This window comes from Levilactobacillus lanxiensis (assembly GCF_016861655.1).
In the GTDB taxonomy this organism is placed as follows: domain Bacteria; phylum Bacillota; class Bacilli; order Lactobacillales; family Lactobacillaceae; genus Levilactobacillus; species Levilactobacillus lanxiensis.
This window is the reverse complement of the sequence record NZ_BOLN01000006.1, coordinates 86744-101363: the sequence shown is the minus strand read 5'-3', so window position 1 is coordinate 101363 and position 14620 is coordinate 86744. Positions and strand designations below refer to the sequence as shown.

8 protein-coding genes are annotated in these 14620 nt (G+C 50.3%); all 8 read right to left on the bottom strand.

Annotation, left to right across the window (positions count from 1 at the left end; translation table 11 throughout):
- Positions 1-213 precede the first annotated feature (213 nt).
- The 8 genes from JUF22_RS08650 to JUF22_RS08615 all read right to left on the bottom strand — a co-directional run bounded on the left by JUF22_RS08650 (position 214) and on the right by JUF22_RS08615 (position 14466).
- Positions 214-735, bottom strand: a complete 522-nt coding sequence (locus tag JUF22_RS08650; RefSeq protein ID WP_203645611.1) for an RrF2 family transcriptional regulator — start codon at positions 733-735, stop codon at positions 214-216.
- Positions 736-1136: 401 nt separating this feature from the next.
- Positions 1137-2267 (bottom strand): RNA polymerase sigma factor RpoD, encoded by a 1131-nt coding sequence (rpoD, locus tag JUF22_RS08645; protein ID WP_373306110.1) that lies wholly within the window; start codon positions 2265-2267, stop codon positions 1137-1139.
- A gap of 10 nt (positions 2268-2277) precedes the next feature.
- A complete protein-coding gene (gene dnaG, locus JUF22_RS08640; RefSeq protein WP_203645609.1) occupies positions 2278-4125 on the bottom strand; it encodes a DNA primase in 1848 nt (615 codons plus the stop codon).
- Positions 4126-4337: 212 nt separating this feature from the next.
- Positions 4338-4931, bottom strand: a complete 594-nt coding sequence (locus tag JUF22_RS08635) for an SdpI family protein (protein WP_203645607.1) — start codon at positions 4929-4931, stop codon at positions 4338-4340.
- Between the two features lie 499 nt (positions 4932-5430).
- A complete protein-coding gene (gene glyS, locus JUF22_RS08630) occupies positions 5431-7506 on the bottom strand; it encodes a glycine--tRNA ligase subunit beta (protein WP_203645605.1) in 2076 nt (691 codons plus the stop codon).
- On the bottom strand, positions 7506-8435 hold the full coding sequence (gene glyQ, locus JUF22_RS08625; protein WP_125762738.1) for a glycine--tRNA ligase subunit alpha: 930 nt from the start codon (positions 8433-8435) through the stop codon (positions 7506-7508). Before glyQ ends, glyS begins: the two co-directional genes overlap by 1 nt.
- A gap of 312 nt (positions 8436-8747) precedes the next feature.
- Entirely contained in the window at positions 8748-10865 is a 2118-nt protein-coding gene (locus JUF22_RS08620; RefSeq protein WP_203645603.1) for a hypothetical protein, read from the bottom strand.
- On the bottom strand, positions 10855-14466 hold the full coding sequence (locus JUF22_RS08615; protein WP_203645601.1) for a hypothetical protein: 3612 nt from the start codon (positions 14464-14466) through the stop codon (positions 10855-10857). Before JUF22_RS08615 ends, JUF22_RS08620 begins: the two co-directional genes overlap by 11 nt.
- Between the last annotated feature and the right edge of the window lie 154 nt (positions 14467-14620).

The window sequence follows — 14620 nt, the reverse complement described above, 5'->3', positions numbered from 1 at the left end:
CCAGTCACGACCATCGACACAGCTGACCAGCTTGATTCGCCTCTGGTCACTGACACTGATTATTGATTTCCTGTCAGTCGGACCGACTTCTTACAACTCTGATTGGTTCAATTCGGCAGAAACATGTTCACTCGGCAATTAACCTACCGCTTTATACGATTCCATCGATAATCATTGTGCCCATTCATTTAACCTTGCTATGCTATCTAGCCGTTAATTTGTCGGGCGCTGATTAACGATCCAGGTCGTCCAGTCCAATTCCAGCGGTTGATTCTCTGAAGTTGGCAGGACATCCCCGATGCTTAACGTGGCCAGTTGCTGGCGGAAACGCTGCTCGGCATTGCCGAAGACGGCCAGGACGTTGGCCACCGGCTGCGAATCCTTGAGGTCCTTTAAGCCATAGGTCTGCATGAAGGCGTCCTTTTGATCAAAGTCAAAGACCTTCTTGACCAGGCCGCTATTCTTCACGAAGGATGACGCCCCCTCAATCGCATTGAACACGTCTAACAACGTAATCGCATGCGGGTCGCGGGTCAACACGATGCCACCATCACGGCCGGCCGTCGTCTTCACGATGTCGGCGTTGGCTAGCTTTTGGACGATTTTTTTCAAATAACTGGTCGAAATGCCCAGTCGTTCCGCTACCAATCGACTATGTAGGGGAATCTTGCGGTCCTGCACGCCCAGTAACGCGACAATGCAGAGGGCCTGTTCCAAACTCGGTTTGGCTTTCACAACGCACCTCCTTTCTAGACAAAAGTTTGTGAAATCAGAAATTCTAAACGAGATACATTATATCCCCTTTAAGCAAATTTTCAAGACTTTTGACCCAATAAATGACATCTATAACGATTATTCCTTTATGTAAACGATTTCAGAACCGCTATGGTTGCTAAACGTTGGACCACCGGCTTTTCTACCAGTTCATCTCGTCCTTTGCCGCTCTAATTTGAGACGAAAAGCTCCCGATTTTTAAGAAATCCGGTCCGTCTCGGCAACCACCTCTAACTCCCGTGAAGCAATCCCCAACACCCCCGATTATGCCAGAAGTTAATGAGCAAAGTCGGTCATCATTTTCGCTAGAAACGAAAAAATCCCCACAACAACTGTCTCGTTGTCGTGAGGATTGGGTATTTCTATTCCAAAAAGTCTTTTAATTGCTTGCTCCGTGATGGGTGGCGTAACTTGCGCAGCGCCTTGGCTTCGATTTGACGAATCCGTTCACGAGTAACCCCGAAGACCTTGCCGACTTCTTCCAAAGTCCGTGTCCGGCCATCGTCCAAACCAAACCGTAACCGCAAGACGTTCTCTTCCCGGTCAGTCAGAGTGTCCAGGACACTTTCCAACTGTTCCTTTAAGAGTTCGTAGGCAGCGTGGTCGGCAGGACTCGTGGCGTCTTGGTCTTCAATGAAGTCACCCAGGTGAGAGTCGTCCTCTTCACCAATTGGGGTTTCCAAGGAAACGGGTTCTTGCGCAATCTTCAAGATCTCACGAACCTTTTCCGTTGGCATGTCCATTTCGGCCCCAATTTCTTCAGGCGTTGGTTCCCGCCCTAAATCTTGGAGTAATTGCCGTTGAATCCGGATTAACTTGTTAATGGTTTCAACCATGTGGACGGGGATCCGAATGGTCCGCGCTTGGTCAGCAATTGCCCGTGTAATGGCTTGTCGAATCCACCAAGTGGCGTAGGTTGAGAACTTGAATCCTTTCCGGTAGTCGAATTTCTCGACGGCCTTCATCAGACCCATGTTTCCTTCTTGGATCAGGTCCAGGAATTGCATCCCTCGACCCACGTACCGCTTCGCAATAGAAACAACCAGCCGTAAGTTGGCTTCGGCTAATTCTTGCTTGGCTTCTTCTTCACCGTTTTCAATCCGCAAGGCTAAGGCGACTTCTTCGTCCGCCGTTAACAGGTTGACCCGGCCGATTTCTTTCAAATACATCCGGACAGGGTCGTTGATCTTGACCCCAGTGGTCGTGGAGGCTTCCTTTAATTCTTTCTTGGAAACGGCCTTTTGGGCTTTAACGGCCCGTGCATCTGGCTCACCCTTAGCATCAACCACGCTGATTCCGGCATCGGAAATGGTTTCAAGTAACTTATCCATCTGCTTAGCATCCAGCGTGTACGGCGTGGCCACCTTATCCGTCAGGTCATCGTACGTGATGTGCCCGAGTTTCTTGTTGTCCTTGATTAAGGCGCGCACCGTCTTGTTGTATGCTTTCTGGTCAAACATTGGTTGATCCGTGGTCTTTTTTGCCATTAAAATACCCCCTAGACTAAAGTTGCTTGTTCGCTTGGCGCTGTTGCTCCAGTTGAACAATCTCAATGACTAATTGCCGTTGTTGTTCGGCATCTCCAAGTCGCGAGGCCTGCGCCAGTTGATTTTTCTTCTGGCGAAGTTGTTCCTCGACCGGAGCCTCATCCATAATGATTGCTAAATAGTCATCAATCTCACGCGGGGTGACCGCCGCGTAAGTTGCCGTTTCTAAATCGATGACGATCTGCTGCAGCCGGTCTTCCTTTAAGAAGTCCGTGAACTGCGCAGTACGGTAGGTTTGGTGCGTTTGGAAATAACCTTGGGCCAAGGTGTAGATCACTTGATAATCATCGTGCACAAAGCTGAACCCGTCAATGTTGCTGACCTTTGCCCAGACATTGCGGTCATGGAGCAAGCGGACCAGCAATAGGCGTTCGGCCCGTTCGAGTCGTGTCAATGGCCGCTGCTGTTGATGCACGGTCACTGGCGACTCCGGCGGTGCGACTTGTGCTTGGGCAGCTTGCCGGGGGCGCTCACGTTCCTGCTTGGCCGCGGAATCCCGCTGCGTTTGCTTGAGCTGCGCCTGTAAGGCTGCCTTGTCGATGTGAAACTCGTTGGCGACTTGGTTTAAATACATATCCAGCTCAACGGGTTCTTGGACCTGGGCCAACAGCGGCATGATCTGATTCACATAGTCCAATTGCTCGCTGTCGGTATCCAGTGCCCGGTTACGCCGTAAGAACCGCAGATTGAACTGCAGGGGCGGCTCCTTGGCCGTCGTCAGCATTTGACGAAAGGCCTCGTCACCGTGCGCCCGGCGGTACTCGTCGGGGTCTTGCCCCTCTGGTAACTGAATGACGCTTAGATTCAGGTGACTGTGCTGTCCCAACAGTGTCAACGCCCGGGAGATGGCCCGTTGACCGGGTTCATCTCCATCGTAACACACGTTAAGCTTATCCGTGGTTCGTTCGATTGCGTAAATCTGCTCGGTGGTCAGGCTGGTCCCCATGGAGGCGATGCCGTTATTCACCCCCGCTTGGGTGGCGGAAATGACATCCATGTAGCCTTCAAACAGGGTGACTTCCCCCGCTTGCCGAATGGCTGGACGCGCCAGATCAAAGTTGAATAACAACCGACTCTTGTTAAACAGCGGCGTTTCCGGGCTGTTTAAGTATTTCGGTTGGTCATCAGCCTTTTTGATCAGACGCCCCGAGAAGGCCACCACGTGCCCACTGGCATTCCGCAGGGGAAACATCGCCCGCTCCGTAAAGCGGTCGCGTAACTCCCCTTCGGCATTTTCAATGAAGAGACCCGATTGACGCAGCAGTTGGTAGTCACTCTCATGCTGGTCAAAGAAGGGCTTTAAGAGGCGTTGGCTGGGGGCAAACCCCAGTTGATAGGTCTCAATGGTCTCGTCCGTCAAGCCCCGGTCATGCAGGTAATTCAGCGCTGGTTCACCCGCCTCGGTGTTCACCAAGATGTGGTGGTAAAGTTTGGCCGCTTGTTCCTGTAGATCGATGAGTTGACTGGTCTTGGAGTCCATCTTGGGCCCCGCCGCGTCCTGGCGGTACTCGCTGTCGAGGTCGACGTGACTAAAGTCAGCGACCTTGACGACGGCCTCGGGAAAGCTGACATGTTCTAGTTCCATCAGAAACTTGAATACGTTGCCCCCGCGGCCACAACTAAAACAGTGAAAGATCTGCTTGTCTTCCGAGACGGAAAACGAGGGCGTCCGTTCCTCATGAAAGGGACAGAGACCAAACAGATTTTTCCCGGACTTCTTGAGCTGGACGTACTGGCCGACCACATCAGCAATGTTGGTCGCCGTTCGCACCGTTTCAATCACGTCTTCGGGTATCTTCGCCACACCATCACTCCCTTACCGTGAATCCCGTTGCGCCCGTAGCCTTGAAAAGTCGCACCCCGGCAATCCGACAAGTGCGACTCTTTAATTGGCCCTACGTGCGTAAAAATACACTATACATACTACTCCTATTACAGCTGGTGTCAACACTTGTGACTCACGTTTGCCGGGAAAACCACCCCCGCTTGTGAAAAGTCTGCCGGTGCTCGACTTCCCTATTTACCCCGCTGGGTCAACCAGTTGGCATAGGTCCAGGTACCGATAACCAGGCCAATCACGCCCATAAGCAACGCGGCGGTGCCAATGTCCGCCCCGAATAGGCCAGCGGTTAAGAAAAAGATCAGGCCACAGACGAAGCCCAGACGTGCGCCCAACAAATTAGTCTTGCGCCAGACGACCGGTGAGGCATACGTTTGGGGAAACCGAATCCCCACGTAATGGTTGCGTGGCACGTAGGCCAGAACCAGCGCCCCGACGGAAAATAAAAAGCCCAGTAGTGCCAGACTCTCCGCCGGATTCTGGGGATTAAATGCCCGGGGCGTCAGGAGATACAGCAGGCCGTACGCGCTGAAGACCACGTTCAGGTCCAAGCGGATGTGATCGACGGTTCTGGCGTTAGCCGCCTTCTTCACGACCAATGGCCCGTAGTCCATTAACACGGCAATGATACTAATGATAAACAACGTCCGTAACGAGAGCGCTACCCAGTGAATCTTGGCCAGTTGTAACACCCACAAGACGGCCAAGACGCCTAAGTTGCCCCACACAAAACGGCTCAACTCGCCATGGGTAAATCGTGGTAATAGCATGTTCCCATCCCATTTCCGTGCTCGCTGAATGTTACAGGAGCACTAGTTTAGAACTGACAACGCCTTGTTGCAAGTAAACTGACTCCTACGCGCTGCCTGGACCAGCAGGCCAACGTCCGGGCCATTCACCCGGTCCACGCCGCACAGGCCCGCGTTAACCGCCCGCCAGCCCCACAAATAGCAACGGTTAAATCTTGGTAAGCACACCAGCCTCACCTCCTAGTCGTTAAATTGCTTACAGTGTAGGGCCACTGTGTCGACATGGCCGGCCAAACTCACCAGTAACGACTGGAACCGAACAAACGGTGACTAACCAGAGTGGGACCAAAGGCGGTTAGCCGGCGAGCATTAAGGCTGATAACCGAATAATCCCGGGCTTGGATTGTTTGGTTATCAGTTTTAAGCGGAACCGGCTGCCTTTGGTCCCACGTTTCGACTGTATAAAATGGGATAGCAAAAAGAGCCTGGGAAATCCCAGACTCTTCGCAAACACAGTAATTTATTTAACGACCAATTGGTCCAAGTCACCCAAGGTCAACGCTAAGGTTGCCAAGTGGCTCAGTTCAGTTAACCGGTTGTTCCGAACGGCATCGTTCTTGTCCATGACCATCGTGGCTTCAAAGTAAGCGGCAATGGTTGGTTGGATGTCGGCTAGGCTAGCGTACAGGGCATCTAAGCCCTTGCCAGCAGCGGCAACCACTTCGGCAACGCCCTTGTCCAGGGCACCTTCACTGTCGTTTTCAAACAGCTTGGCGTCGACCGTGGCGTCAGCCAATTCGGCTGGAGCCTTTTGAGCCAAACGAATCACCCGCGTCAGGGATTCGATCACAGCCTTGAAGTTGTCGTCAGCGGCATGGCTGGCCAAAATGTCAGCGGCCGTGAAGATCTGCAGGACGTCACTGCTGGAGCCGGCGGTCACGGCATCGATGATGTCATGACGTTGCTTAGCAGAACGCAAAATCTTGCGGATCCGGTCCTTGATGAAGGTCACCATGGCGTCGATTTGACTAGCTTGGTCCAGCTTAGGAGCCACGTTAGCCGTGTCTTCGGCAGCGATAAAGTCAATGGCTAATTCAGCGACTGGCAAGGACCACTTCTGGTCACGTGCAATCCGCACAATCCCGGTTGCCTGACGCCGTAAAGCGTATGGGTCATTGGAACCGCTAGGAATCATGCCAGCAGCGAAGAAGGTCAAGATGCTATCGAACTTGTCGGCCAAGGCCAAGACCGCACCCGGAACGGATTCTGGTAAGGCCCCGTCGGCTGAGATAGGTTCGTAGTGTTCGCGAACGGCTTGGGCAACGGCTGGGTCTTCACCTTGCAGTAAGGCGTATTTCTCACCCATGACCCCTTGGAGTTCGGCGAATTCACCGACCATCCCGGTCACCAGGTCAAACTTGTAGATTTCGCTGGCACGTAAGGCGGCCTTGGTTTGGGCATCGTTTAAGTCGAAATGCTTAGCCAAGACGCTCACAATAGCCGTCACACGGGCCATCTTTTCGGCCATCGTACTGATCTTATCGTGGAAGCTAACAGACTTGAGCCGTTCCACGTAATCAGCGATGGTCTTCTTTTGGTCTTCCGTGTAGAAGAACATGGCGTCTTCCAACCGGGCCGTCAGAACCTTTTCGTTCCCGGCAACCACGTTTTGGAGATCATGGTCGTTCCCGTTACGAACGGAGATGAAGTTAGGCAAGAGCTTGCCGCTAGCATCGCGCGCGTAGAAGAAACGTTGGTGGTCACGCATGGAGGTGATCAGGACTTCTTCGGGGATGGTCAGGTACTTTTCATCGAAGCTCCCTTCAAAGGCCGTTGGCCATTCAACCAGGTTGTTGACTTCTTCTAACAGGCCAGCGTCGATGTTGACCGTCCAGCTGTGGTCGGCCGCAATCTTTTCAATCTGTTGCTTGATCAAGGCCTTGCGCTTGTCGGCATCGGCAATGACAAATTGGGCGGTTAAATCGGCTTCGTAGTCGGCAGCCGTGGCAACGTCCACGTCGGTCCCTAAGAAACGGTGACCGCGGGTGTTGCGACCGGTCGTGACGTCCAGGATGCTGAACGGAATCACATCGGCATCTAACAACGCCACGATCCACCGAATTGGCCGAACGTATTCGAAGTGATGGGTGCTCCACTTCATCATGGTTGGGAAGGTCATCGCCGTGATGACGTCCTTCAAGCCAGCCAAGACGGCGGCAACGGGTTCACCGGCAATAAACTTGTCAACGTAGACGTATTCGGTCCCCTTGATTTCCTTAAAGGTGATGTCGTCTGGGGTCAGACCTTGGCCACGGGTAAACCCGATAGCGGCCTTCGTCCAGTTACCATCGGCATCTTGGGCGATCTTCTTAGCGGGACCCTTGACGGATTCGCTGATGTCTTCTTGCTTGTCGGCTAAGCCACTGATTTGGATGGCTAAGCGCCGGGGGGTAGAGAACGGCTTGATGTCCGTGTAGTCCACCCGTTGTTCCTTTAAATAGTCAGCCGTGCGCTTGACCAGTTGTTTGATAGCTGGCGTCACCACGTGGGCTGGCATTTCTTCTAGTCCAATTTCAAGTAAAAATGTGTGTGCCATTATTTTTTGGCCTCCTCATCGTCTGCTAATAGTTTTGCACGTAAGGCTTCATCCTTGACCAATGGGAATCCACGCTTCTTCCGTTCAGCAACGAAGGCGCGTGCCACGGCCCGGGCCATGTTCCGGATGCGAGACAGGTAGCCGGCCCGTTCAGTCACGGAAACGGCACCCCGCGCATCGAGCAGGTTAAAGGTATGGCTACACTTCAGGATGTAGTCGTAAGCTGGGTGAACCAGACCATTGGCAATTTGCTTCTTGGCTTCGTCTTCGTATTCGTCGAAGTGGCGGAGCAACATGTCTTGGTTACTTTCTTCAAAACTGTACTTGGAGTGTTCGTATTCAGGTTCCTTGAAGATGTCCCCATACTTCACGCCATCGGCCCATTCCAGGTCGAAGACGGAGTTGACGTCTTGGACGTAGGAAGCTAACCGTTCCAAACCATAGGTCACTTCGGATGTGACGGGATCAACTTCCATCCCGCCAACAACTTGGAAGTAGGTGAACTGGGTGATTTCCATCCCGTCCAACCAAACTTCCCAACCAACACCGGCACAACCCATGGATGGGTTTTCCCAGTTATCTTCAACGAACCGAATATCATGTTCGAGGGGGTTGATGCCGAGTTCCTTCAAACTGTTCAGGTAAAGTTCCTGAATGTTATCGGGTGAAGGCTTCATGATCACTTGGAACTGGTGATGTTGGTATAACCGGTTAGGGTTTTCCCCGTAACGACCATCGGCTGGACGGCGTGAAGGTTCAACGTAAGCGGCGTTCCAAGGTTCTGGTCCGATCGCCCGTAAGAAGGTGTAAGGACTCATGGTCCCGGCCCCTTTTTCAGTATCGTAAGCTTGCATCAGCATGCAGCCCTGTGCGGACCAGTACTGTTGTAACTTTAAAATGATTGCTTGCATGGACAGTTTTTCTGTCATGGGTGCTGTTTCCTCCTTAAATTTCAAACAAATAAGCGCAAAAAATCCCCACGAGAATTCACCGAGGCAAATTCACGTAGGGACGAAAAAATTTTCGCGGTTCCACCCTACTTCTAGTCACAGACTGACTAGCAGCTTACTTGGAAACGACTCCGAATGTGCCAACCCACAGCACTTGCTATCCGGCTAACACTACCCCGGACTCGCTGAGAACAACCACTGCGTTTTTCATTCATCATAATCGACTTATTTAACTGAGTTTTATGATAGTCGTCTGGGGTGGGGTTGTCAATGGATTTAGGGGAAACGGTGTTAATCCATGTTGGCGGCGCCCGCTGTCATTTGGTCTGTCCGATGCCGCCGAAGATCGGTGTATTCTCGTAAATATTTAAAGGGAAACGGGATAACGGTGTACTGATTTAGCCGGACAAAGCCGACCTGCATGAGTGATTCCAGCTCATGGAAAATTTCGTACACGTCTGCCTTCGGTTGCAAACTGCCAATGGCCACAATTTTCTTCAAAGGAATCGCCCGCTTCTGTTGGGCTTCTAGCGCGCTACTGCGCCCGATAAAGTAATAGGTACTGCCACTCAATTCAAGCAAGCCCATCCCGCAAGTTCCTGTCCAGTATGCTTCGTACACCTTTTGTCGAATTGGTAACTTTATCCATTGGCCCTGAGCCTGATGAAACGCGGCGTTGAACGCTTTCATGGCCTTCATTTTCCAAGATAATTTAAGGGTCATTCGCAGCTCTCGAATCGACAACTCAGTCTTCGGTAGCTGTGTGAGTTCGGCAATCAGCTGTTGCTGCTGCAACACATGCTTCTGGTCGATAACTAACCCCTGGGCAATCGTCAACAGATCCTGCCGCCTAACTAAGTTTTCTTCACTGGCCGAGCGCAACTGAGCAGTAATCTTGTCTGCATCTGGAACCGTAATCAAATCTGTCCCATAGATGGCAAAGAGGCCAGATTGGCTTTGAATTGCCCCCTGTAACAGATAGGGATTTTCCCCAGTCACAGACAAAATTTTTTTAACTGTTCGCTGGAGCTCAGTTGCGGTAGAATCGTTGATTTCGCCTTGAATGTGCGTCTCTTCAAAAATCACGCGTTGATTAGGTGTAATGGTTAAGCGTGTCACGACAAGGTCTAGCGGTTCCGCCCGTTTGCTCAGCCTGTCGAAAAACAGATACTTAAAGTGACCAGCGGTGTCAGTCTTCACAGCTGTAGGCAACCGTAGCTCACCAGCCGAAATATCCCGTTTAACTAGTAGCTGGACCATCGTCATCAAGAATTGCTTGTTCGCCATCAGGTCGGCTTGCTGGTCACCCTGCCACTGGTACTGCTGTTTGACCGCATCAAAGTTTCCAAACTTCTCAAAGGTTAAATGTTGAATAACTTGATCATTACGGCCAACTTGATAACGTGGGTCCTGCTCGTCCATCACGACTTGCAAATTCAATCCCGCCACGGCCTGCTCACCAACTGAGACTGTTACACCTGCCCGGACAAGTTGAGGGCTGGTCCGGACTCTGTTCGCCAAATGCGTGACTAACGCGCGAATGTCTGGTTCGCTAGCATCACCAATCAAATGTAGGTTCTGGCCTTGTAGTAACGTCATTACCTGCTTGATTGCCGGTACCTTGGCTTTGGGCGAATAAGCCATCACCTCACTGGCGTGAAAATGCGGCAATTGGCGGAAACAATCCCCGTACGCCTGCTTGAGATCTTTCAGGAGGGCATTCTGAAGTCCCACCTTGGTTTGTGTGAAATCAGCCAGTGCCCGCAGCGTAAAGAAATCAATCGTGTTTTTCCGGTCATGAACATGATGTTGGTCCCACAGTTGCCCAGGCGCCGTGCCTGCCCATCTCAAGCACCCGTCACTGGCTAAAAATCCCATTTTTTGTGGTGCCGCCACTGGTTTAAAGGTCCGCGTGCGCAAATGTAAAATATGATCTTTTAAGTCGACCTCGACTGCAACCAACGTTTTTTCTGTTTGTCTATGCACTAATAACAAACGGTCAGTGGCTCGCTGATTTCTGAGTACGAGTTGCTCATCCAACTGACACTGTTTGACGGCTTTGAGCATGAGTAAGACGACTATATCCGTCATATCCGCGGTTTTCCCCATCCGAATTGCCTGTTGTAGCGTCACAATTTTTTGACAAACGCCGGCGGACTCTTGCGGAATTGGCTGGCTTTTGGCCATCAATGCTAAATACCGACTGGGACCAGTTGCCTTACCTGCCTGAGCATCGTACTGCTTCGCCAACTTATGAATCGCTAAAACTGGGCAAGCATCGAACCAACTTGGTAGTTTACCGGGATGGTCCGTTTCAACCAAAATTAACCGCAATCGCTGATTAAAACCGACCTCATCGAACTTATAGTCCACTAAATTTGTCAAGGCTACCAGTACGTTATCTGCCATTTAAAAAGTCCCCCATCATTTTTTCCTGTTCAGGCGTCAAAGCAAATTTCCCCTGTGCATCTAACAACTGTGGGACCTCCATGATTTGTCCATTACGCGTTATTTTCGGCACAAACTTTTGTGTCCCTGCCGTTTCAAGCAAATTCACGATGAGGACCCGCTTACTGTGTCGCTCCTGTGCATCAGTCAAACAATCCAGTTTGTCTTGCACATGCCTGCGTTCCGCTATGGCCGATTGGTCGTGGGGATGCCGCCAATTCTTAAAATCAAGATAGACGTGGGCCGCCGTTTGAAAATCAAAGAGCTCATGATTACCTGCAGAGAGCGTCCTGAGCTTAACCGCCCAGCGGTCCTCAAGAATAAATTTGCCGGCAACCTCGCCAAGTATCCCCAAGTAATTATCAAACTGAACCGGATTGACAATAAACCCAGTCTTCTCCCAAGTGGTTGCCCACCCCTGAGAATCGAAATATTCCTGCATCCCCGGATATTTCAGCAAGGTAGGCAGTCCCGCCGTCTTGGCAGAAATTTCTTCCGCCCCACGACTATCCGTACCAAACGTAAAGTTCTCACCGGATCGGCCAACCTGATACTGGCTCACCTTGTTGTCTAAATAGGCGCCCTCAGGTTTCTTCTCCCACTGATGGTACTGATCAAATGTGGGTGTGGGATGGCATAACAGGTGCTCCCTAAAGTCTTGATACCGGCTAGCAGCCTTGGTATCTGCCTGAAGTTGGCCCACCATTTCATTAACTGCCCGCTGCGTTTCTAGAGTCCGGTTAGCCCACCGTTCAAACTGGATCTTCTCGTTCGTCTGAACCGAATCGGCCGCTTCTCGTTGCAGGTCGCGAATGGCCTGTGCTTCAGGTCCCAACTGATAGTCAGCCAGCAGTGACACGTTAAAGTAGTTCCGGACATCCGCACCTAAAATCACGAGTGTTTCTGGCAGCTTATTAAATGACCGGTCCATCCGACCGAGCGCTTGCAAAATAACCTGTGTATGCGTGCCAACGTAGCTAATCGTATTTCGAAATTGCTTGGCCGGAATCCCTAGACTTTGTTTCTTGGCGTACCTACTGATGTCTAGGAGTGAGACCTCATTGTTATCAGCCAAGCTCAGCAATTCATAATAAGCACGAATCCACTGTAGCTTGCTCTTTTCGGTTGCTGCCTGTGGCACCTGGGTGAAAATATTTGTGACCCGTCCCAAATAGATTCCGGCCAAATCCACCATCTGCCGTCGTGTGTCATTCGAATTGGAATCAGCCGGAGCTATATCAACTGTCTTACCTGCCTCAAGTGTTCCGATGTTGTGTTGAAGGTTTTGACCAACCCCCAAAGTGGCATACGAGCTCAGTAAGTACACCCGTGTTTCTTCTTTGGATGGCAGCTCAAGCGCGGCCGTAATTTGGTCGTCAACTAATTGCTGATCCATCGCGAACTTTTTGGCAATTGGTCGTAATTGTGGTTGATGCGGCTCATCGGCGCACAGTAACTGTGACAGTAATTTAAAGACCTGCGTCACAAAATCCAGTGACATCTGAATTTCATTTTCTTCCCCTTTTATCTTAGGCAATACGCTTTGTAATCCCAGGAAGGTCGTCTTATCTGAAAACCCCAAAAAGCAGATAAAACTCATGAACAAATCCAAATAGCGTTGCTGAACAAATGCAACCAGTTGCCGTTCACCATTGCTCGGATAAGTGCTATGAATTTCTCGCATCTTTTGTTTGACCAGCATCTCAAGTGTCCTTAACTGTCCCAGCTGCTCGGAAACCAAGACAACCTCAGGGCACAGTTCATGAATTAATTGGCGCATGCACTCGCCGCTCTCAGCAGAGACCTGTACCTTAGCCGTTTCCTTAACAATCACTTTAGCCCCATTCGCCCGACAACGTTGACTGGTGTCAAATTGCTTCTGAACACTTACAGGTAAATCCGCCAACCCATCTATGAGTCGGTCGCCTAACTGCTCGCGAACAAAGTTGAAATCAAAGTTATTAATCACCGTATCAACCTTAACCGTCGCGGACATGCCAACCACAATCCCACGTTTAGCCAGCTGAATGAGAAACTTCTCTGGGGTTTCTTGGACTAACGCCGCACTAATTTTTGTCCGATTCAAATGGGCATCACTATCCGTTAAGCCAATCAGTTGCAGGCCATTTCGTTGCAGGTAGTGGCCGCACTGACCATCGGTTGTGGTCTTCACTGTTTTACGGTATTTCAAAGGTGCCTGATGATACATGCCGAGAACTAATTTCTTGGAGTCAACGGATAACCACAGGCAATCACAAATTGTAGCAATTGCATCTTCTAGTTCCAACTGATTTTCAATCACCAATCGTTGCGCGTTAACTTGCTGACAATACTTCCCAGCCCATTCGACCAACAGGTGAATAAAGCTACTGAAAAACTGACTCATCCTTTGAATCATTTGATAAAATTTTAAATCATTCGTCGCAACACGTTGTCCTGATAGAACAACCCGCCTGCCTGGAAGGTCACGGTGACTCCACCACCCGTGACTACTACTAATCGTGAGGCTGTCCAGATTAAAGATAAAATTAGTCGTCGTCATCGCATCAACTGTTTTATAGTCTTCCGTTAGTTCATACTGCGCGGCTAGGTAATTGACTCGTTTCTTTAGCTGGCCAAATTTTCCCCGCTGCCGCAGCACAGACATCACGTCTTCCGGTCGTTTCTTTTGTAGATTGTTGACGCCGCTTCGGATTTCCCGAAACAATGACAGAAAATCCAGTGGGACCTTCGTTGCATCATCAATAATTTTATCGACCAGTTGGGATTTCATCTCATCAACCTCATCTAAAATAACCGTGGCGTTGCCGAGGCAGCTAGTGGCAGTGACCGGGATGGACCTCTGACTGTAAAACGACGGAAAGGTCCGCACAAATTTTGCCCATGTGAGCAGCACCAACCGGTATTTTTTAAGGTTGATTTCGGGGAAATACTGATTCAAATAGTGTGCTAAGTCCGTCTCATCCGCATTGACATATTCTTCAAGCGTCACCTTATCCGCCTTCGTCAGTGGGTCGCTGAGCATTAACGTTTGTCGCAATATTTTGATAACTTCTCGTTTAAATGTTGTGTACGCCAATTTTAAATTTTGAAAATCATTACGGCCGGCCAGGGACTGTTTCTCTGGCTGCTGATTATAGCGTTCATGATAGATTTGCAAGTTACCCAAGGCTTGTTTAACTTTTTCACTTGCTGATAGTTCTGGTGGTAATTGACTGGTAATGACCTCACCCGTTATTTCCCCTAAGGCGTGTAATACAGCGATTGTCCGGTTGAGATAGGCTTCACGAGCTGATGACGTCTTAAACGGACCATTTTTCTGCTCAAATTCATGCGCAACGGCTGCCCGAAAACCTGCGATGTGCAAATTGTTCTTTTTGACAGTGACGAAAAAGAAACGCCTGTCAGTTGTGTTGACAACCGTTTGACTAATATAATGAATAATTCCGTACGTCTTCCCACTACCAGTTGGTGCTGACACGGTCACCAAACAGCCAGGGTCGGCCGCCGTGGTTAGCCGCCGGGCTTTACCAAAAATCGCTGCAAAATCTAATCCAGTCATTTACTCACTCCTTCACTTATGTATTTTCCAAGTTAACAGTGTGTAAAATGCCTGTCAATGTGCTTTACAACCTTGATACAAAAGCTTTTCGAATGCTTTACAGACATATGCTTTAGCAATTAAAAAGCACATCCACCAGCCCAAGCCGAGCGGT